This window comes from Colwellia psychrerythraea 34H, assembly GCF_000012325.1.
GTDB classification, from domain to species: domain Bacteria; phylum Pseudomonadota; class Gammaproteobacteria; order Enterobacterales; family Alteromonadaceae; genus Colwellia; species Colwellia psychrerythraea_A.
This window is the reverse complement of the sequence record NC_003910.7, coordinates 3,472,256-3,494,110: the sequence shown is the minus strand read 5'-3', so window position 1 is coordinate 3,494,110 and position 21,855 is coordinate 3,472,256. Positions and strand designations below refer to the sequence as shown.

The window sequence follows — 21,855 nt, the reverse complement described above, 5'->3', positions numbered from 1 at the left end:
TTAAACTTAACCTAAAGTATAAATGACTGATATCGCTATATGGTCACTGAATTATCACAATTTCATCACAATGGTGAGATAACAGCTCAAAGTGTATAAAAGTGTAAACCTATGCTGGAATTAGCCGCGCCAAAGGCCGTGCGCTAGGTTACAATAGGCAGCGAATAATGAACTTGATGTATTCAAAATTTCGTTCAGTCAGAACATCAATACGTAACAATAATAATAAAAGATTAGAATTCAATAAATGATTAAACAATTTTCCTCTATACCGCGCGTGTTAGTCGCATCATTCAAGCTATTCGCTGTGATTGCATTTTTGTCTACGTGTTCTTTGGCTCAAGCAAAGACAGCTAAATCAGGGAAATGGCATGAAGCAGACTTTGTTGATGCTTATTGTCAGGGAGAGGTTGAGCATGTCTTAGCGGATAAAACGCGGGTTGATTGTTTAACGGCTACCCACGCGATTGAATATGATTGGGGAAAAAAATGGGCTGAGTCTTTAGGGCAGGCGTTATTTTATTCAGCCATGACAGGCAAAAAAGCGGGCATTGTTTTAATTGTTAATCCAAGAACCAAAGATAGATTTTTAAAGCGTTTAAACAAAGCTATTGCTGACAATAACCTTGATGTTGATGTCTGGACCATTACCAACCAAAGAACTTAGTAATACCAATCAGACTAACTAAGTGATCTCTTTAAATGGTCTAAATATTCAATAACATCGTTGCTTTCAATCCCAATAGCCAGCTATTACTCAATCAAGCGCCTTATTCTTGAAAATTTACCCTCATTAAAATTTGAACCATTAATTAATCTGATTGGTATAAAGCTCACGTTTTTGCTATGAATCACATTGTTTAGAAAAGTGAGATAACCAGACTACTGGAGAAAATATCATATCCAATTCTGCCTTGACCAGTTGATGGTCATGTTCACTCGAAAACCATAAAACGATATTTTCATGTTCTCCTACTTCAACCACTTTAGTTGTTTTTATTTCCCCCCACTTTTCATGCACAATGACTTCCTGTCCAGTTACTTCAAATTGATAACGTTCAATTTTTTTACTCCCTTGGCGAAATAAGGTAAAGCATGACTTTCCTTGCAGCAAATTGAGCCGAATTTGTGCCCCTAAGGTATCTAGGTCATATAAAGGATTATTCTCGCTTTTGTTTTTATGTTGGTAGTGAGAAACTTCAGCATCTAACGTTACCGTTGATGAAAGCCCGTTATCAGAAATCTCAGCAGTCATTTCTCTTGATTTAAGGCCAGTTAGTTTTTGTGAAAAACTAGGCGTTAAAAAGTGATTAGACTGAGGTGAGTAGTACATAGTGCTTTGTTGTTGGTAGCTTGAATCAAGCCACAAAAAAGTCACTTCACCGAATGACGTTACGGTTGCTTTTCTAGCCGCTGCGCTGTTATCCCACATTATTTTTCGGTGTAAATAACCCACTTTTCCCCCAAGAAAGTAAACATCATATTCAAACGTTTTATCACACTGATGAAAGTCACTAAATGCTTTTGTAGTAAATGGACTAATCACACTGGCTTGTATTTGGGCTGTAAAGCCAAACAAACAAAAAACCAAGAGAGGTAAAGCGGGTAATGCTTTTAATAACGGGACTGTTTTGTTAGTTAAGTTACCTAAGTCTTTTAATTTTATCAGCTTGTTCAATTCAGTCATCATTATTGGTTAGTACTAATTTAGAAAATATAGGCGATGTAGATGCTTATATTAACGCGAGTTATGTACTGATTAATTGTTTCATTTTGCAATTTGCATTTTCATATCGCAAAACCTCAGTAACTTGCTACTCAGTTAATACATACTTATCTATGTAAGTCTTTGAATTTTATAGTTATGTATTGTTGGTGCACTTTTTGCTCTCTACATAGATAGCAATAATAAATTTTATGTAGAGGTGAAGTTCACTATGTTAAATTCAGTCAGAAAAAACACAGTTAAAGGCATTATTCTTGCCATAGGTATGACCAACGTTGGCTTACAGGCACAATCTTTTACTGAGTGCCCAGCAGAAGCTTTTTTAATTCAGGATAAGTTAGCAAACTTATATAGTGTTCAGCTTGCTACGGGATTTTACGAGAAATCGTCACCTGTTGACTGGAACCAACAAAAAATGAATGCACTGGCATTTAGTGTGCATGACCGCTATTTATACGCATTCAATTACTACTACGGCACTATCGTTCGTATTGGTTCTGATTTTCAGGTCGACCCTATCCCGCTAGCTAATCTTCCTGATAAAGGTTTCTATGTGGGTGATATTGCTGTGGTAGAAGATGCTTATTATCTATATCGCCCTGGTGGTAATTATGGTTTGTATCGCGTTTCATTAGATGAAGGCAGTGACGATTATTTGCAAATGGAGAATATTGTTAGCGGCACTAGCCTCAATCTCGCTATTTATGATTTGGCTTTTCATCCGGATAACGGCTTTGCTTACGCGGTTGATCGCTGGGGTAATCTTTGGAAGATTGATGTTGAAGCGGGCACTTCGGTAAAACTTAGTAACGTGGGTGAGGGCGGTGTATTTGGTGCCGTGTATTTTGATGTTACCGGTAACTTATATATCAGTCGTAACAATGACGGTAAAATTTTTAGAGTTAATACCAATTGGGCTTATCCAGTAGCTGAATTTTTTGCAAATGGCCCTTCTTCTAGTAATAACGATGGTGCACGTTGTGCGCTTGCCCCTATTATTTCTCTTGATGCTCCTACAACCGATTTTGGTGATGCTCCTGATTCTTACGGCTCTAGTATAAATAATAATGGTGCGCGCCATGATGTAGGCGACGGTACCTTATTTTTGGGTGAAACCGTGGTGAGTGAACCGAATGCTTACGCAGACGATGGCTCTGGGGTAAATGACAATGACGGTATTGATTTTGTAACCGGTGTTGAATCAGGTAAAACCTCGATTGTTGATATCACCTCTTCGGCAGATGGCTTTGTGAACGCTTGGATCGATTCAGATAAAGACGGAACGTTTGATGCTGATGAGCAAATTATAACGGCAGAAGCAGTGAGTACTGGCAGTAATATTGTCGCTTACGATGTGCCAACTTGGAGTGAACCAGGCTCAACTTGGGCGCGATTTAGATTAAGTTCTCAAGCATCTTTATCGCCTATTGGTGGCGTTTCTGATGGTGAAGTAGAAGATTATGCCATTGATATTGCGGAGCAAGATGTAACCGCAACTCATTATCCTTCTGCAGGCGGTTGGGCAACGCTGGCTTTTGAAGATAATTGGCCACTGGTAGGTGATTACGATATGAATGATTTAGTTGCGCATTATCGCCTGTCATCTTACGACGTAGAAGGGACTTTAATGCGCGTTAAAATAGAAGGAGAGATCGTAGCCATTGGAGCATCTTACCGTAACGGTTTTGCCTTTAGACTACCTGGATTACTTAGAAATCAAGTAGATACTGGTCGTTTAATTTTCAAGATAAATGGAGTTGAACAAGGTGTTACGCCACTTGAAGCAGATAGAGATGAAGCGATTTTTATTATCGCCAATGATCTCTGGGATTTTGTTACTGCCGGTGAAGACTGTAAGTATTATCGAACAGAGGCGGAGTGTGGTTCAAACATTCAAATGACCTTTTCATTGGAAATTCCTATGGAAGCTAATGTAAACAAAGTTGATGTAGCAGATTTCCCTTATGACCCCTTTATCTTCTCTACTGAAGGGCAAGAAAGAAACTACGTATTTGGGGAGGCGCCGGGTAGAAGGTTTGAGATACACCTTAAAAATCAAGCACCGACAGAAGCCTTTCAAGCGAATTTCTTAGGTCGTGGCGATGATGCTTCAAATGCTGAAATTGGAGAGTACTTTATTAATGCTAATGGTATGCCGTGGGCTATTAGCATTCCTTATGAGTGGGAGCATCCAGTAGAGTATATGGATATTAAATATGCTTATCCAAACTTTCATAGCTTCGTTACTTCTTCAGGTGAATTAAATGTAGATTGGTTTACCGTTGAAAATAGCGCTACTAACAATGTATTTAAACAATAAGGATAAACCCATGAAACTTACTAACAATACTTTGATATTTCTAATGAGTTTACTAATGATGGGGTGTGGCGGAGGTGGAAGTGACGATTCTTCGACGCCTGATCCTGTTGTAGTAGCAGTTGAAGAGCCTGTGGCCGAAGTGCCTGAACCTCCAGCGGTAAGCACGATTGTTGAGCCAGATCCGAATGCCACTTATGAGTCAACGGCTGATCTTATTGTCTCAAGAAAATTTCTTCTTAAGCCAGAATATGCCTTAGCGGTCAGTTACAAGAATGACGGTAATCGCAATGCTTATTTATCATTGTGTACCGACTTTACTGACGGAGAAGAGGGTATTAAAGTAAATTATAACAGCTGCTTACTACGTACTTCTATTCAAAGTGACTACGCTGGCACATTAAACGTTGCAAACGATAAGAATCGTTTAGTGATGGCTATCTGGTATTTTGAAGACATGAAAAACCCAAGATATGAAGTATGGGAAAATGACACTGATGCTAACGGCGTAAGAACATTTGATGTCAATTAATGGAACGACTTAGTTAAAGAGCGTGTTCGATGACTCATAGTGATAGTGAGGCTCTTTTTCAGGTTCATTATTTAAAAACGCTTTTTTGGGCGTTTTTTATTGTGCAGATATAAATACTGCGAATTTTTAATTTGAATAATTTTCCTTGAACCGTTGTGCTTTACATAAAATTACTACACCAACACTATACTCGCACTGAACCCTCTGATGCCAGTGCTTACTTATTACGTTTAATTCGTCCATTAATCACCTGAATATTTGCCTTAAATATAACGCTTAAATACCCATATTCATGGAAGCATTTTTTCTATGGTCTAGAATCTTATAATAAGTATTTACCCGTCACCAATCAAGATGCAAGTTTCAGAGTGCTTCTTCGATGGGTTTAAAGTCACTTTATACGGCGTTAAATAATCAAACCATAGAATGACTATGCTTAAATTATTTGCCTTGTCTAAAGTAATTTTAATTCCCACTGAAGTCCTGCATCTTGAATGGTAACGGGTATAAATTACGTTTTCATTAAATGGGTTGTCAGGCAATGTTAATCATATTTAATGAGCTATGTGTAGGCTGATTAGGGAAAAATTATGAGTGAGAATAATAAGAAAAAAGCATCAGATTTATTTGTGCAAGCATTGGAAGCTGAAGGAGTAGATCACATTTTTGCTGTACCCGGGGAAGAGAACCTGGATATGGTTGAGTCCTTACGTAAATCTTCCATCAAACTGGTCTTAACTCGCCACGAACAAGGCGCGGGTTTTATGGCTGCGACCTATGGTCGACTGACTGGTAAAACTGGTGTTTGCATGGCTACCTTGGGTCCTGGTGCTACCAATTTGTCTACTCCAGCGGCTTATGCTCACTTAGGCGGTATGCCGTTACTTATGATTACCGGACAAAAGCCAATTAAAAAGTCAAAACAAGGTCAGTTTCAAATTATTGATGTGGTTGGCTTGTTTGCGCCTATTTGCAAAATGTCTAAACAAATTGTACATGGCGATACTATTCCTTCCTTAGTGCGTGAAGCCTTCCGGCTTTCAGAAGAAGAGCGACCGGGAGCCGTACTGTTAGAGTTACCTGAAGATATTGCTGCAGAAGACTGCACTGAAAGCGTGATGACACCGCATAAACGCTATTATGCCAGTCCGAGTAATGTGCCACTAGAAGAGGCCGTTGCATTAATAAAGGCCGCTAAAATGCCATTGATATTAATTGGCGCTGGTGCTAATCGTCAAAATGTTCGAGCAGCCATGTGTGACTTTGTCCATTCGACCCGTATTCCGTTTTTTGTCACGCAAATGGGTAAAGGGGTTGTGGATGAACGTTCGAGTTTATTTTTAGGGACTGCAGCATTATCGGCGGGTGATTATTTACATTGCGCGATTGAACGGGCAGATTTGATTATTAATATCGGACATGATGTTATTGAAAAACCGCCATTTTTTATGGAAGAGGGCGGTAAGAAGGTTATTCATGTTAATTATAAATCTGCGCAAGTTGATCAAGTCTATTTTCCACAATTAGAAATTATTGGCGATCTAGCCGCTTCCGTTAATGCGTTAAAAGACAAACTTGGCGGTGAGGTTGAGTTTGACCGAGGCTATTTTGAAATGATAAAACTCGCCATTGATGTACATATTAAAGAAGGGGCAGACGACGCACGTTTTCCTATTATTCCTCAGCGTTTTGTTGCCGATATTAGAAAGGTTATGGGTGATCAAGATATCATTGCTTTAGATAATGGTATTTATAAACTTTGGTTTGCCCGTAATTATAAAGCTTATCAATCCAATACCGTATTGCTTGATAATGCACTTGCCACCATGGGAGCAGGTTTACCTTCAGCTATGATGGCTGCCATGTTAAATCCAAACCAACGCGTGATGGCGATATGTGGTGATGGTGGTTTTATGATGAACTCACAAGAGTTAGAAACGGCAATTCGTCTAGGATTGAACTTAGTAGTAACTGTTTTAAATGATAATTCATATGGCATGATCCGTTGGAAGCAAGCCAGTGCTGGTTTTGCTGATTGGGGCTTAGAATTTAATAATCCTGACTTTGTTAAATACGCAGAAAGTTATGGCGCAACAGGGCATAGAGTCACGTCAGCTGAAGATATTATTCCTACTTATGAAAAAGCGTTTTCAGCTGGGGGTGTTCATCTTGTTGAGTTACCTGTTGATTACTCTGAGAATCAAAAAGTTTTAATTGATGAATTGGCTAAAAAGGTTTGTTTGATATAACGCTTCATTTTTAAGAGGCAAACAATTTTTAACTTAATTTTGAAGGAAATATATCATGGACAATGTAGAACAAAATGATGTAGCAGAAAATAACAAGGTACCTGAAACACTCGATGTTGTTAATCCATATGATCAAGCTTACATAGCGTCTCTAGCAACCGTAATGTGGGATGATATTGATAAATATTTATCAACGGCTCATCAGCTTTATAAAGATTGTAATCAGTGGATCCCGGCATATGAGCGTGTCAGTATTCTCAAAAAAGTGGCGGTGTTGATTTCAGAAAGAGCCGATGAATTAGCCTTTTTAATTGCTAATGAAGGAGGAAAGCCGCTGGTCGATGCGCGAGTTGAAGTCACCAGAGCCATTGATGGCGTAGAGCTTTGCGCAAAAGAGATTTCAAAACTAACCGGTACACAAATCCCGATGGATTTAACCCAAGCGGGTGCGGGCAGAATAGCCTTTACCACCAAAGAGCCTATCGGTGTGGTAGTAGCTGTTTCTGCGTTTAACCACCCATTGAATTTAATTGTTCATCAAGTGGCTCCGGCCATTGCTGCAGGTTGTCCCGTGTTAGTTAAGCCAGCACGCGATACGCCATTATCTTGTAAAGCATTTGTTGATATTTTGCATGAAGCAGGATTACCTCCACAGTGGTGTCGTTTTGTTGCTTGTGATATTCCAACCTCTGAAAAAATGATCACCGATCCAAGAGTCGCATTTTTTAGCTTTATTGGTTCGGCTAAAATTGGTTGGATGTTACGTTCTAAATTAGCACCTGGTACACGTTGCGCGCTAGAACATGGCGGAGTTGCCCCTGTTATTATCGAAAAAAGTGCCGATGTTGAAGCGATGATCCCAAGTTTACTTAAAGGTGGCTTTTATCATTCAGGACAAGTGTGTGTGTCAGTGCAACGCATTTATGCGCCTAAGGAGATGGCCAAAGATATTGCACAATTGTTGGCTGACGGCGCTGCAAAACTTGTTGTGGGCAATGCTATTGATGAGAAAACTGAATGTGGCCCACTTATTCGCCCTAAAGAAGTTGATCGCGTTGCCGAGTGGGTTGATGAAGCCGTAGCTGCTGGCGCAACTTTAGTTACAGGAGGTAAACGCTTGGGGGAGAGCACTTATGCACCAACCGTGCTGCTTGAGCCGCCAGCGGATGCGAAAGTTTCGACTATGGAAATCTTTGGCCCTGTGGTTTGTGTGTATAGTTACGATGATATCAATGATGCCATTGAGCAAGCTAATTCATTAGATTATGCCTTTCAAGCTGCTGTATTCACCAAAAATCTCGATGTCGCAACCAAAGCAATACGCGAATTGGATGCTACTGCGGTGATGGTGAATGACCATACGGCTTTTCGCGTTGATTGGATGCCTTTTGCTGGGCGAAAACAGTCTGGCTATAATACTGGCGGCATTGCTTATACCATGCACGATATGTCTCAAGATAAAATGGCGGTGATTAAGCTCTAAGCTTTCTGCCTTCAAACATTACTCCATTAATCAAAGCCCTGTAGAAGGGCTTTTTTGGCCCTAAGGTGATATAGCTTCAAAAGTTAACATGCCTATGTAGTTAACTCTGAACCTTACTGTAAACGTCATCTTCGAAGTTTCTGATCTAAGTTCCCTCCTTTTTTAGGAGCTGGATCCCCGATTAGTACATCACGAGGATGACATCCCTGAGCTATGTATACAGGCATGAAAGTTAATTAGACTCTATCGTGGTCGATACTAATAAGGATGAAATGGCTTGTATATGTGAAAAATCATATATACAATATTTAGTATGTTGTTTTTAGCTTAATTTTCTATGACAAATACAAGTAGACAAAAAGTTCTTTTTCTTTGTACGGGTAATTCTGCCAGATCACAAATGGCTGAAGCATTACTGAAACATAAAGCGGGTGAGCACTTTGAAGTTCATAGTGCAGGTACTCAACCTGATGCCGTTGATGTTCGAGCAATTGATGCATTAGTAAAGTTTGGCGTAGATACTAAGGGATTAGTTTCTAAAAATGTAACTACCTTTGAAGGTATTCCTTTTGATTACGTCATTACACTCTGTAATAAAGCAAACAACGAATGTAGAAGTTATCCTAATGCAGTAAAGCAATTAGCATGGGATTTTCCCGATCCCAAAGAACGCGCGGGTAATAATCCATTTTCTACCACATTAACTGAGCTTAACAGCCGTTTATCTATGTTTCTATCGGTAGAAAAAAACGCTATTAGCCCGGAAAGTACTCCACAAATAAATTCGATTACGGAAGTGAATAACCAACTCACTGACTTTGAACCAATCTCTTTTTATAAATGCCTGACCGATGATATTCGCTTAAAAGCACTTATGTTGACGCATTATCATGGCGAACTTTGTGTTTGCGAATTGATGGAAGCGATGGAAGAAGGTAGCCAACCTAAGGTATCTCGAAACCTTGCCGTCCTTAAAAAAGCCAAGGTTATTACCGATAGAAAACACGGTCAATGGGTGTTTTATCGTATTAATCCTGAACTGCCTTTATGGGCTAAGTCTGTGATTGCAGAGACGACAGAAAATAATATTTCGCAGATACATAACGAACTTCAGCGTCTAGCTAAAATGCAAAATAGACCTGATAGAGCAAATTTTTGTAAATAACTATTTAAGGATATATTGGATGAAACTACCGTATAACCTCACAACTAAAAATTATTTATTAAGCAATTATAATTTAATTAAAGTGCCCGTTATGTTGCCATTAGTTTATTTTATTAATCAGATACAAAGCTGGTTTGGGGAAACGCATGTTTGAGGTATTTACCGACTTTGCTACCTGGTTAGTTGTTGATGTACTAGAGATATCAAAATCAACTAAGTTAGGTGATGCGCTTCATTTTTTTATTGAAGATACCACTAAGATATTCTTTTTATTGTTAGTCATGATTTACGTTATTGCGTTGATAAGAGCTTCTATGAATGTTGAACGTGTTCGTGATTATTTAGCAGGCAAGCATAAAGGTGTTGGTTATCTCTTAGGCTCTAGCTTTGGCGCAATAACGCCATTTTGTTCCTGTTCAAGTATTCCAGTCTTTTTAGGTTTTACCTCGGCGGGTATTCCTGTTGGCATAACGATGTCATTTCTCATTACGTCACCGTTAATTAATGAAGTAGCTGTTTTGCTATTACTCAGCTTATTAGGATGGAAGTTCACACTACTTTACGTCGTTGTTGGCATGTCTGTTGGTATTTTAGGTGGTGTATTCCTTGATGCGATTAAAGCCGAACGTTGGTTGCAATCTTTTGCCGCAAAAGCCTTAGAACGTGGTAAAAACCTATCTTCTACCGTTAACTCAAAACAGATCAAAAAGTTATCTTTACAAGAGCGACATACTTTTGCAAAAGAGGAGATGTTAGAAATTTTTGGACGAGTATGGAAGTGGGTAATTATTGGTGTAGGCCTAGGTTCTGCTTTACATGGGTTTGTTCCTGAAGGTTGGATTGAAGAACATTTAGGTAATGGTCAATGGTGGTCAGTTCCTTCTGCTGTATTACTTGGAATACCCTTATATTCCAATGCTACCGGCGTTATTCCTGTGATGGAAAGTTTAATTAAACAGGGGCTTCCTATTGGTACAACCCTCGCTTTTTGCATGAGTACCGTAGCTGCAAGCTTCCCTGAGTTTATTTTGTTAAAACAAGTAATGCAGTGGCGATTATTGGCAGTGCTTTTTGTACTTCTACTCGTTGCGTTTACATTAATTGGTTGGATTTTTAATTATCTGACTCCCTTTATTTACGCTTAAATTCAACAAGGAAAATATGATGAAAGAAATAAAAGTACTCGGAACTGGTTGTGCTAAATGTACAAAAACCGTTGAAGTAATTACAAAAATAGCGAATGAATTAAATATAGACGTACACGTAGTTAAAGAAACCGATCTTGAAGTCATTATGGGGTATGGCGTAATGAGTACGCCTGCGGTCATTATTGATGAAATAAATGTACACAGTGGCTCTATTCCGCACAGGGAACATATTGAATCATGGTTGAGAAAATAATTTAATCAATGTCGTGCTCGACTCATTAACAACAAAAAGTCAGTACAGTCTGATTATTTTACTTTTTATTTATAATTTCTATCACACTATTTAGGACAGGTTTATGACAATTAAAATTGGTATTAACGGTTTTGGCCGTATGGGACGCTTATCAATGCGTGCAGCATTTGATTGGGATGATATAGAAATCATTCAAATTAATGATCCAGCGGGAAATGCTGAAACAATGGCACACCTGATGACATTTGATTCAATCCATGGGCGTTGGCACCATGAGGCGACGCATGAAGGTGATTCAATCGTTATAAACGGTAAAGCAATTTCATATACACAAAACACCGCCACATCAGATACTGATTGGTCTCAGTGTGATGTAGTTATTGAGGCTTCGGGGAAAATAAAAACTAAAACTCTATTAGAAGCTTATCTAGCACAAGGCGTAAAGCGTGTTGTGGTGACAGCGCCAGTAAAAGAAGAAGGAGTGTTGAATATAGTTATGGGCGTGAATGAAGAGCTATATGACAAAGCCATTCATCCTATTGTTACAGCGGCTTCATGTACCACTAATTGTTTAGCGCCCGTGGTAAAAGTTATTCATGAGAAAATAGGTATTAAGCACGGTTCAATGACTACTATTCATGACATAACCAATACGCAAACTATTTTAGATGCACCCCATAAAGACTTACGCAGAGCGCGTGCGTGTGGCATGAGTTTAATTCCGACAACCACTGGCTCTGCTACCGCTATTACGCATATATTCCCAGAACTTAAAGGAAAGTTAAATGGTCATGCGATACGTGTTCCTTTAGCTAATGCATCAATTACTGACTGTGTTTTTGAGCTTGCTCGAGGCACAAGCGTTGAAGAAGTGAATCAGTTACTTAAAGAAGCAGCTGAAGGTGAGTTAAAAGACATTATGGGATATGAAGAACGTCCGTTGGTGTCAATTGATTATAAAACGGATCCGCGTTCAAGCATTATTGATGCCTTGTCTACGATGGTTGTAAATGACACTCAAGTAAAGCTCTATGTTTGGTATGACAATGAATGGGGTTATGCAAATAGAACAGCCGAATTGGCTCTTATGGTTGGACTGGCGGACAAGGTTTAATTAATAATGGGGCTTTCATCACTCAAAGGGTTATCACCTGCGTTGTCTAATCAAGTGAAGCAATACTTGGTGATAACAGGTAATTATTGGGCGTTTACCTTAACAGATGGCGCGTTACGCATGCTTGTTGTGCTGTATTTTCATCAGTTAGGTTACAGCCCGTTTAATATTGCCATGCTGTTTTTATTTTATGAAATCTTTGGTGTTATCACTAACCTTATTGGTGGGTGGTTAGGCGCAAGGCTTGGGTTAAATAAAACCATGAATATTGGTTTAGCCTTGCAGATAATCGCGCTGGCTATGTTGGCCGTTCCTGCTGAAATGCTAACCGTTATCTATGTCATGGTTGCTCAGGCATTGTCAGGTATTGCTAAAGATTTGAATAAAATGAGTGCTAAAAGCTCGATTAAATTACTGGTGCCTGAAGGAGCAGAAGGTAAACTCTATCAATGGGTTGCTATTCTTACTGGCTCTAAAAACGCCTTAAAAGGTGTTGGGTTCTTTTTAGGTGGATTATTACTTACTTTACTTGAATTCAACGGTGCAATTATTTTAATGGCTTCACTATTAACTATAGTGTGGCTATTTAGTTTATTCGCATTGAAAGAAGATTTAGGTAAAGCGAAAAACAAACCTAAATTTAAAGATATTTTCTCTAAAAGTGCGTCAATCAACATACTCTCTGCTGCACGACTGTTCTTATTTGGCGCGAGAGATGTTTGGTTTGTTGTCGCATTACCTGTGTTTTTAGCGGTATCTTTTGATTGGGACCATTGGGCCGTTAGTGGTTTTATGGCAAGTTGGATCATTGGTTACGGTCTCGTTCAATCTGCTGCGCCCTATATTACAAACAGAGGTACAAATAGTGGTACCTCAAAAACGACAGTTAAGGGCAGGGGAATACAACAAGGTAACGCTCCTACGGGCAGAGATGCATTCTTATGGGCGAGTTATTTAACCCTAATACCTGCGGCTATTGCTTTGGCATTACATTTCAATTTTCACGTGCAAGCTTCTCTTATTATCGGATTACTCATCTTTGGTGCAGTTTTCGCTATCAATTCTTCCCTACATAGTTATCTTATCGTTAGTTATGCTGGAAGTGATGGTGTATCCCTTGATGTTGGTTTTTATTATATGGCTAATGCCATGGGCAGGTTAATAGGTACCGTGCTGTCAGGTTGGGTATATCAAAACTATGGTTTGGAAGCCTGTTTGTGGATATCAAGTGTATTTGTTGCAATGGCTACCTTGCTGTCTCTAAAATTGAAACAATAGTTAACTAGACTCTTCTAATGAAGCTCGCTCCCAGGCAAGCATGGCAGTTTTACGTTCAATGCCCCAACGGTAATTGCCAATTTCGCCATTATTTTTTATGACACGATGACAAGGTATCAAGTAACCAATGGTATTGTTTGCGAGGGCAGTACCGACGGCCCTGGCAGATTTTGGTGAGTCGATTAGTTGGGAAACTTGTGAATAGGAAAGCTGCTGTGAAGAATGAGTATTAATTAATGCTTCCCAAACCTTTATTTGAAAGTTCGTTCCTTTGAGTAATAAATGAATTTTTCCTCGTTCAATCGATGATGAAAAAATGCCGTTGCCCATTTGCACCGCTTCTTCTCTATTGGGGGTAATACTGGCGTTGGGCCATTGTCGATATAACTCATCAATCACTGGTTGTTGCTTATCTTTTATAAACTGAAGATAGCAAACGCCTCTTAACGTCCAAGCTAAAATTGCCTCACCAAAAGGAGTTGAACAAACACCGTATTGAATCATCACACCTTCACCACCCCCTTTTAATTCACCGGGTGTCATACCTTCGCATGTTACTAAAAGATCATGTAATCTTCCTGAGCCAGAGAGTCCTATGCTATGGCTTGCATCAAGTAAGTTATTGGTGTTTTGTAAAGCGTCTAAAGCCGCTTGCTTAGTAATAAACTGTAAAAAACGTTTAGGTGAAATGCCTGCCCACTGAGAAAACACTCGTTGTAAATGATGTTCACTCATATGTACCGAACCAGCAATATCTAGAAGTGTCGGCTGTTTATCAAAATTCGTATTGATGAACTGTATCGCTTTTTCAACAACTTGGTAGTGACGATGTGACTCAAAGTTATCCATTTTTCAGTCCCTTTTTATTAAAAGTAGTTGTTGGAGAAAACCTGTACGCAAGTACCGTCCCACAAACCGCCTAAACTGAGTAATCTCGTTAGAGACATAATACATTCCAAAACACGATAATGTATTCATTCTTAACTAAGGTCGTTTATTACTCAACCCGATTCTTGCGAACATAAGAAACACAGCGCAATTTACTCATATTGCATCATTAGATGTTTTTTTGCTCCATCGAGGATAAAAATAATGATGTTCTATTTTTAAATGCAAACAAGGCTTAAAAATAATAGCTTTTGCTATCGAGTTTCTAGATAATCCACATTTTTGAAAGCAGTGCTAACGTTAGCGTTGTTAACTGAGTGTTTTTCTATGCATGAAATTAGTGGTCGATGGCGACTGGGTTTATTTTTATCTCTTACTACGGCGATTTTATGGGGCATTTTGCCTATCGCCTTAAAAGGGCTTTTACAGTATATGGATGTAAACACCATTACCTGGTATCGCTTTCTTATTGCTGCAGTATTTTTAGGCGGGTATCTATTAGTCACCAAACGTTTACCTTCATTATCGTCGCTAAAAAATAAACGAATAATGGTGTTAATGACACTGACCATCGTTGGCCTATTAGCAAATTACATTATGTATATGATGGGACTGGAATTGACATCGCCTGAAAGCACGCAGGTTATGATTCAAATAGCCCCAATGTTATTACTTATCGGCGGTGTTTGTGTTTTTAAAGAATCATTTAATACCAAGCAAAAAGTGGGCTTATTAACGTTCTTTTTAGGACTGTTGTTATTTTTCAATCAACGTTTTGAACAATTACTTAATTTTCATGGTGATTATGCGCTTGGTCTCTTCTTCATTATTCTTGCAGCAATTCTGTGGGCTATTTATGCACTAGCGCAGAAACAATTGTTGAAACATTTTGCCTCAGAAGAAATCATGATACTCATTTATTTATCGGGCACCTTGGTGTTTTTACCATCATCTGTACCTTCGTTAGTATTAGAGTTAGATACTATCGGCTGGTTACTGTTAATTTTTTGTGGGGCAAATACCCTTGTGGCCTATGGTGCTTTTGCGGAAGCTCTTGAGCATTGGGAAGCATCACGAGTAAGTGCAACGTTAGCAGTAACACCGTTATTAACGTTAATGTTTATGCAACTTACCAACTACATTTTGCCTGAAGCAATAGCTATAGAGCCACTAAATACACTCAGTATCATTGGTGCCGTCATTTTAGTGATTGGTTCAAGTGTTACGGCATTGAGTAAAAATAGAAACAAGCCAGCGAATTAGGATCTACTGCGGTAATGGTTAATGACCATGCCGCTTTTCATTTTGGCTTTTAAAAATAATTAAGCCTCGATATCGAGTTCGAGTGATTGTTCGCGGCGATTGTGTGACCGTCTTTCGTAGTAAATAAAATGTAGCTTTAACATGTTACGGCGTTCGCTGTGGTGCCGATGTTCTTTTAAGTAGCAGCCATTGACCTCTACCGTTTCAATCACCTTAATATACTTCATAGACTGTTTCATATTCGATAACCTCAGCGTTAGGGGTGGGTAAATAATCCCGAGCTTCCAAGTCATAGTATTAATTGTAGGTTATTTTTTGTACGATTTCTTAGCTAAAGATGATAACAGTAAGAATATTCTAGTCTGTAATAGCGGATTTCATGATGAAGTTTTGTTGGCTTTTGTCAGCATTAATTTAGCTTTCAACTTAGAAAGTCGCTAGTTCATCTCAAAGACGTTTATTTAAAATTGATGCTTTGTTATAAAAATGTAAGTTAGCCAATACGCTATAACTTGATTGGTAACGAGTATAGAAATACACGCGATTAAAATTATCGACGAAGTCATCTACTACAGTCACCTATTAAAGTGGGAATATATGCTGAAAATCCTTAAAAAAATGATAGTTTCCACGTGCCTAATTGGCTCGATATTCAACAGTGTATGGGCAGAGAATGCGAACTTTGATTTCTCGGTGACACCCATTGTCGATAATGTCTATAGCATTGTTTCACCATCATTTGGTTTACCAACACCTGAGAATAAAGGCTGGAATTCCAATAGTCATTTTGTTGTTACCGAAAAAGGAGTGCTGTTATTTGATACAGGATCTTCTGAAATCATTGGTAACGAAATTAAAAAAGCGATTAAATCAGTCACGGAGAAACCGGTTCGTTGGGTGGTTAACTCCCATAGTCATGCGGATCATTGGTTGGGTAATGCAGGATTTACAGATACGGGCGCTGAGATAATTTCAAGTGTTAGAGCGGTTGCAATAATGAAAGAAGACGGACAAGGACCGGTAGATGCTTTTTCTCGCATGACCGAAGGGGCGACTGGCTCCACTCATGTTGTGTATCCATCTTTATTGTTGGCTCAAGGAGAAAAGCGTAATTTTGGTGGAGTGGATGTTGAGTTCATTTTCTCAAATGATGCACATTCTCCAGGTGATGTTTTAATGTGGTTACCCGAACAGAAAATTATATTTGGTGGAGATGTTTTGAGTTCGCAATGGATGCCGATTCTTACTTACCATGGTGATGTACCTAACTTGATTGATACTCTTAATGATGTAGTAAAGTTGAACCCTGAAATTGTCTTAACGGGACATGGTGAAGCGACGACAGGCAAATCGGTGAAACGCGATGCTGATTTAGTTGCGGGTGTTTGGAAACTTGTAAAAGAGGGGTACCAAGAGAATAAAAAGCCTAATGAAATTATACTAGATGTTAGTGCAGAACTGGGACCACTATATAGACCCTTATATGATAATTTCGACTCGGAAATTAAACGCTATGTAGAGCTGATGTATAAAAGACAGCAGTAAACATTTTATTAAGAGCTTAGCTTTTGCAAATATCATTGATTATTAGCACATGGCTGTTATGCCAGTGCTAATAATCGAACTTAAAAAGCTCGTTATGCCACAATTTTGCTTCATGCCATTTACACTTAGGCTTCAGGTGATTTTTGGCAAGTCTGTATTTTACTTTGCTCTTCTTCATCGCTGACGAGTACTTGTTTAAGCAGTTCCATACGTTTTTTAACGACAACCCCATAATTATGATCATCACCCCATACTTCAGATAAAACATGCATTGATTCTCTATCATGCTCTGAAAATAATTGACCTGCACGTTTAGCACTTTCTTGGCTATTTCCGAGTAATTCTAGCGCTGAAACACCTAAGCCTAAGGCTGACTCGAACCTTCTTTGGATTCAACTAAGCACGTGTGGGTAAATAGCCTTTAAAACCAAGGAGACTATTGTGGGCATGGTTACCCTTTCAGAGTCTAATCACCGATTAAGCTTATTTGTAGAATAAAGAATTATTGACGGTCGCTACTACCCATTAAAGCTACTTTTGATGAGAGTAGCTTTGGTAAAAAAGTTAATGTTTTATCATTTTAATAGGGCACAAATTATATAGAACTTTAGCTTTAATTTGGACTGATACGTACATATTTCAAAAGATAAATAATTCAATTTATTACACAAAAATAAAATACTTGTCAGGGGATATGGTCTTATTATTTCAAAAACACATTGTTTAATCATCCTGTTGTTTTATTAAGTAATTGATAGTGTTGATTTTTAATCTTTATGTTATTTATCGTTGACTTTTGTTTAATAATGTTAATATACTTTAAAACACAAATACGAACAGTTGTTCATATTTTAGGGTTGTACGGAAAACTACGTACGAGTCATAACAATAAGTAGCTTGTAACGGTTTAAGGTGTGTTGATGGATTTTATCGATTTAGTAGTGATAGCTGTATATTTTTGTGTGTTAGTGGGCATAGGTATTTATGCAGGTAGCAAGGTAAAAAACTCTGAAGATTATATGGTCGCAGGTCGCTCTTTGAGCATGCCGGTATTGTTAGGGACTTTAGTTGGCTCAGCCATAGGAGCGGCAGCAACATTTGGTAAAGCAGGTAAAGCTTACGAAGTAGGGTACGCGATATTAATTGCCAGTGTTGCTTATATTTTAGGTTATATCGTACTTTGTTTTTTAGCCCCTAAATTGCAACAGGCTAAAATTGATACCATTCCAGGGGCACTGGAGCGTCGTTACGGTAAGACCATGCGCGTTATTTCTGCCGTAGTTTTAGTACTCGCTGTTATTGCTTTGTTTGGCGCGCAATTAATTGCTATTGGTTTAACAGCCGAAGCAGTATTTTCTGATTTTGGTATTACCTTTGAACATGCTGTAATTATCGCTACCTTGGTGATTGTTATATACACCTTAGTAGGTGGTTTACTTGCAGTCGCTTATAACGACTTATTTCAAACTATTATTATGCTCATTGGCGGTGGTTTGTTACTGCCACTGTTTTTATCCATAGATTTAGGCGACCAACTGAGTAGCGCTTTAGTTTCGCCAGCAGTAGATTGGTTAGGTGGTATGCACTGGGGTTATGTACTTTCATTTTTCCCTATCTATTTTGCTTTTGTCTTAATTGACCCTTCTATTTGGCAACGGGTGGCTGCTTCAAAAAATACCGCTAACTTAAAACCTGCATTCTTGGCTACGGCAGCTATTTTTATGTTCTGGAGTTTGGTGGTCGTTACTTTAGGTGTTATTGCTTTTAATACCCTACCTGATCTGGCCCACCGCGATAGCGTTATTCCTACTTTGGTCATGAACCACATGCCACCCTTAGTTAAAGGCATCTGCTTAGCCGCAATAATGGGTATTATTATTTCTACGGCTGATTCAGCATTATTGGTGACGGGCACCACGGTAAGTACCGATTTATTCAAAGTACTAAAACCTGAGATATCAGATAAAAAACAACTACTTATTACTCGAATAACAGTACTGGTTGTCGGTATATTCGGTCTTATTTTTGCCCTGCAAAAAAGTAATATTTTTGAAGTGATGATGCTTGCATTAGCTATTTTTGTTTCTGGGTTATTTGTGCCAGTCATGGCTGCTTTGTTCTATAAAAAAGCAACTAGTAGCGCCGCCTTAATTTCTGCCATTACCGGTGCTGTCGTTCAGTTATCAAGTTTTGCTGCAAAAATGCAAGGTCATTTACCTGAAGGTGTAGAACCTATTTTATTAGCGTTAGTGTCGAGTAGTTTAGCTATGTGGTTTGTGAGTCACTTAACTTATAACCCAGCAACGGCGACGCAACCTTTGTTACGTAATGTTGATGTTAACTTACAGAGTAGTTCGTCAATACCTGAACCTGTTAAATAAATTACTTATTAATTTACTTATTAATTTTCCCTTTTATATCAAATATTATCTGAGGTTTTTAGTTATGCCTGTTAAATACCACCTTGAAGGAAACATTGCTGTATTCACCATAGAGAATGGCAAGTTAAACCTTTTTACCATGGAAATGCATGAACAATTTTATCGTAGTTACTTGAAGTTTTTGCATGATGATAATGCAAAAGTTGCCGTATTAACGGGATCAGGAGGGAATTTTAGTGCAGGTGATGATTTAAAAGAATCTGATACTGCGATTAAATCACGAGAAAACCCTCGTTGGGATGAATTACTTATCAATCAACGTCGAACTAAACCGATGATCAGTGCCATCAATGGCTGGTGTTTAGGACAGGGAATTGTCTACAGCTTGTTATTGACTGATATTCGTATTGCGGGTGAAAGTGCTCGTTTGGGTTTTCCTGAAATAGCCTATGGCATGGGCGGCATTAGTGGTGCTACACGTTTAGGTATACAAATCCCCTCGGTTCATGCTGCTTATCTAGCCTTAACGGGTGAAAAAATTGGTGCTGAACAAGCAAAAGAGTATTTCATTGTTAATGAAGTGACCAAAGATATTGAGTGTTTTTCTCGGGCGATGGAAATAGCTAAAAAGATTGCTAGTCACCCATTGATTGCTATAGAAACTGAATTAGATGGTTTGCATCGTGGCACTGAGCTTTCTCGTTCAAGCGCTCTAGAGCATGCAAGTCAGCAATACATAAATCAAAGGAAACTGCATTTAGCTGCTGGAAATACCGCAATCGGAGATTTAAAAAATCAAGTCTCCAATGAAAAGGGTACCAGCTAATGTCATTTGAATCTGAACTAGAAGCGTATTTTGTCAGGAAAAAACATGTAGAAACTAACGTAGCTTTTCCTGAAAACTTTCGAGAATTATTGGCTGCAGCTAATAATTCTCATGGTGATAAAACAGCCATTAACTTTTTTGAGCAAGTCTCGGAAAAGGGCGTTGGTATACAGTTAACTTTTAGTGAATTACATGGCAGTGTTTATCGTCTAGCCCATGGTTTAACACTTATTGGTGTGAAAAAGGGTTCTCATGTTGCCGTTATGATGAGTAACCGTATTGAGTTTCCGGTTACTTGGCTAGCGCTTGCTGTGTTAGGCGCAGTGATGGTGCCAGTAAACACTACGTATACAGGTAAAGAACTCGATTATTTGATTAATGACAGTGATAGTGAATTTATTATTACGGAGAATCAATTTTTACCTGTATTCGATGACATGAAAGCAAAACCTGCAACCATTAGCGCTAATCAGATTATTGTTGCTAATTACCAAGGCAGCACTTTTCATCATTGGCACGATGTTTCAGAATCAGGTCAGGCTGACTTTATGCCAGACTGGCCTTTGCATAATGATGATTTACTTAATATTCAATATACATCAGGTACTACAGGTTTTCCTAAAGGCTGTATGCAAACGCAAAAGTATTGGATTTTACTTGGCTGTGTTGTTGATTCAATGTTGCCCTATTCAATTAACAGTATTCTAACAGACCACTCCTTTTATTATATGGATCCGCAATGGCAATTAGTCATGGCTTTACATTGTGGTGCACGTTTGAATGTTGCAGGGCGATTATCCGCATCAAAATTTATTGACCGTATTAAACGTTATGACATTGATATGGCATGGATCCCTCGACCATTACTCAGCCAAAAAGCATCACCTGATGATGTGAATTTACCCCTGAAAAAGCTATTTATTGGTGGAGCCAGTGCAGAAAATATTGTGCAGTTACAACAACGCTTTGGCATCAATGTTAGTAACGCTTATGGCATGACTGAAATTGGTCCCGGTTTAATTGTACCCGATGAAATAACTGATGTTGATGTACTTGGTACTTGTGGCTTAATGACACCATTTCGTCAGTGTAAAGTCATGTTAGAAAACGGTGAAGAAGCTGCTAGAAATGAACCAGGTGAACTTTGGATTAAAGGTGATGGCATTTTTAAGGGGTATTACAATAAGCCAGAAGCCAACGCAGAGTCTTTTGTTGATAACTGGTTTCGAACCGGTGACAAGTTTATACAAACCGAAAAAGGCTACTTTAAAATAATTGGTCGCTTTAAAGACATGATCCGACGCTCAAGTGAAAATATCTCTGCAATGGAAGTTGAATATGTTTTATCTCAACATCCCCAAATTGAGCAGGCAGCAGTAGTTGCTGTTCCTGATGATTATCGAGGTGAAGAAGTCAAAGCTTATGTGCTAGTTAGAGTGGGTGAAAATAACTTAACAGCAGAACAGGTAATTGATTACTGCCAAACAAAATTAGCCGCTTTTAAAATTCCAAGGTATCTCGAATTTGTTAGAGACTTTCCTTACACGCCAACAAAAAAAGTAGCAAAACATAAATTAATTTCAACATGTAAAGACTTAACCGAAAATAGTTGGGATAGGAATAAGCAAACGAAACGTACATAAGAATAAGAAAGACATAACAATTCTATTATAACAATGATAACAAC

18 protein-coding genes are annotated in these 21,855 nt (G+C 38.6%); 15 read left to right on the top strand and 3 right to left on the bottom strand.

Annotated features, from left to right (window positions below; translation table 11 throughout):
- Positions 1 to 247 precede the first annotated feature (247 nt).
- The gene (locus CPS_RS22965) at positions 248 to 667 is read left to right on the top strand and encodes a hypothetical protein (RefSeq protein WP_011044128.1); all 420 of its coding nucleotides are present in this window, start codon (positions 248 to 250) and stop codon (positions 665 to 667) included.
- Positions 668 to 844: 177 nt separating this feature from the next.
- Here the strand turns inward: CPS_RS22965 and CPS_RS15015 are convergent, their stop codons facing one another.
- A complete protein-coding gene (locus CPS_RS15015) occupies positions 845 to 1,690 on the bottom strand; it encodes a DUF3108 domain-containing protein (RefSeq protein ID WP_238383550.1) in 846 nt (281 codons plus the stop codon).
- Between the two features lie 247 nt (positions 1,691 to 1,937).
- On the opposite strand from CPS_RS15015, the gene CPS_RS15010 reads away from it, so the two are divergent.
- The 9 genes from CPS_RS15010 to arsJ all read left to right on the top strand — a co-directional run bounded on the left by CPS_RS15010 (position 1,938) and on the right by arsJ (position 13,265).
- Positions 1,938 to 4,046 (top strand): LruC domain-containing protein, encoded by a 2,109-nt coding sequence (locus CPS_RS15010; protein ID WP_011044125.1) that lies wholly within the window; start codon positions 1,938 to 1,940, stop codon positions 4,044 to 4,046.
- A gap of 10 nt (positions 4,047 to 4,056) precedes the next feature.
- A complete protein-coding gene (locus tag CPS_RS15005; protein WP_011044124.1) occupies positions 4,057 to 4,575 on the top strand; it encodes a hypothetical protein in 519 nt (172 codons plus the stop codon).
- Between the two features lie 590 nt (positions 4,576 to 5,165).
- Entirely contained in the window at positions 5,166 to 6,824 is a 1,659-nt protein-coding gene (locus CPS_RS15000; RefSeq protein ID WP_011044122.1) for an acetolactate synthase large subunit, read from the top strand.
- A 55-nt stretch (positions 6,825 to 6,879) separates the two neighbouring features.
- On the top strand, positions 6,880 to 8,307 hold the full coding sequence (locus CPS_RS14995; RefSeq protein WP_011044121.1) for an aldehyde dehydrogenase family protein: 1,428 nt from the start codon (positions 6,880 to 6,882) through the stop codon (positions 8,305 to 8,307).
- A 337-nt stretch (positions 8,308 to 8,644) separates the two neighbouring features.
- On the top strand, positions 8,645 to 9,472 hold the full coding sequence (locus CPS_RS14990) for a metalloregulator ArsR/SmtB family transcription factor (RefSeq protein WP_011044120.1): 828 nt from the start codon (positions 8,645 to 8,647) through the stop codon (positions 9,470 to 9,472).
- Positions 9,473 to 9,618: 146 nt separating this feature from the next.
- On the top strand, positions 9,619 to 10,617 hold the full coding sequence (locus CPS_RS14985) for a permease (RefSeq protein WP_041737070.1): 999 nt from the start codon (positions 9,619 to 9,621) through the stop codon (positions 10,615 to 10,617).
- A 19-nt stretch (positions 10,618 to 10,636) separates the two neighbouring features.
- Positions 10,637 to 10,873, top strand: coding sequence for a thioredoxin family protein (locus CPS_RS14980; protein ID WP_011044118.1), 237 nt, complete (start codon positions 10,637 to 10,639; stop codon positions 10,871 to 10,873).
- A gap of 103 nt (positions 10,874 to 10,976) precedes the next feature.
- The gene (locus tag CPS_RS14975) at positions 10,977 to 11,987 is read left to right on the top strand and encodes an ArsJ-associated glyceraldehyde-3-phosphate dehydrogenase (protein ID WP_011044117.1); all 1,011 of its coding nucleotides are present in this window, start codon (positions 10,977 to 10,979) and stop codon (positions 11,985 to 11,987) included.
- 6 nt (positions 11,988 to 11,993) lie between these two features.
- Complete coding sequence (gene arsJ / locus CPS_RS14970) at positions 11,994 to 13,265, top strand: organoarsenical effux MFS transporter ArsJ (RefSeq protein WP_041737069.1); 1,272 nt, start codon at positions 11,994 to 11,996, stop codon at positions 13,263 to 13,265.
- Here the strand turns inward: arsJ and CPS_RS14965 are convergent, their stop codons facing one another.
- Entirely contained in the window at positions 13,266 to 14,114 is an 849-nt protein-coding gene (locus tag CPS_RS14965) for a methylated-DNA--[protein]-cysteine S-methyltransferase (RefSeq protein ID WP_011044115.1), read from the bottom strand. It lies immediately after the preceding gene.
- A gap of 330 nt (positions 14,115 to 14,444) precedes the next feature.
- On the opposite strand from CPS_RS14965, the gene CPS_RS14960 reads away from it, so the two are divergent.
- A complete protein-coding gene (locus tag CPS_RS14960) occupies positions 14,445 to 15,416 on the top strand; it encodes a DMT family transporter (protein WP_238383614.1) in 972 nt (323 codons plus the stop codon).
- A 597-nt stretch (positions 15,417 to 16,013) separates the two neighbouring features.
- On the top strand, positions 16,014 to 16,961 hold the full coding sequence (locus CPS_RS14955; protein WP_138140300.1) for an MBL fold metallo-hydrolase: 948 nt from the start codon (positions 16,014 to 16,016) through the stop codon (positions 16,959 to 16,961).
- A gap of 125 nt (positions 16,962 to 17,086) precedes the next feature.
- Here CPS_RS14955 and CPS_RS23945 read toward each other — a convergent pair whose 3' ends face one another.
- The gene (locus tag CPS_RS23945; RefSeq protein WP_011044110.1) at positions 17,087 to 17,233 is read right to left on the bottom strand and encodes a hypothetical protein; all 147 of its coding nucleotides are present in this window, start codon (positions 17,231 to 17,233) and stop codon (positions 17,087 to 17,089) included.
- Positions 17,234 to 17,881: 648 nt separating this feature from the next.
- Between CPS_RS23945 and CPS_RS14950 the strand changes: the two genes are divergently transcribed.
- The 3 genes from CPS_RS14950 (at position 17,882) to CPS_RS14940 (ending at position 21,811) form a co-directional block, all read left to right on the top strand.
- The gene (locus tag CPS_RS14950) at positions 17,882 to 19,342 is read left to right on the top strand and encodes a sodium:solute symporter family protein (protein WP_011044109.1); all 1,461 of its coding nucleotides are present in this window, start codon (positions 17,882 to 17,884) and stop codon (positions 19,340 to 19,342) included.
- A gap of 64 nt (positions 19,343 to 19,406) precedes the next feature.
- A complete protein-coding gene (locus tag CPS_RS14945; protein ID WP_041737067.1) occupies positions 19,407 to 20,168 on the top strand; it encodes an enoyl-CoA hydratase/isomerase family protein in 762 nt (253 codons plus the stop codon).
- On the top strand, positions 20,168 to 21,811 hold the full coding sequence (locus CPS_RS14940; RefSeq protein ID WP_011044107.1) for a class I adenylate-forming enzyme family protein: 1,644 nt from the start codon (positions 20,168 to 20,170) through the stop codon (positions 21,809 to 21,811). Before CPS_RS14945 ends, CPS_RS14940 begins: the two co-directional genes overlap by 1 nt.
- Positions 21,812 to 21,855: the final 44 nt, after the last annotated feature.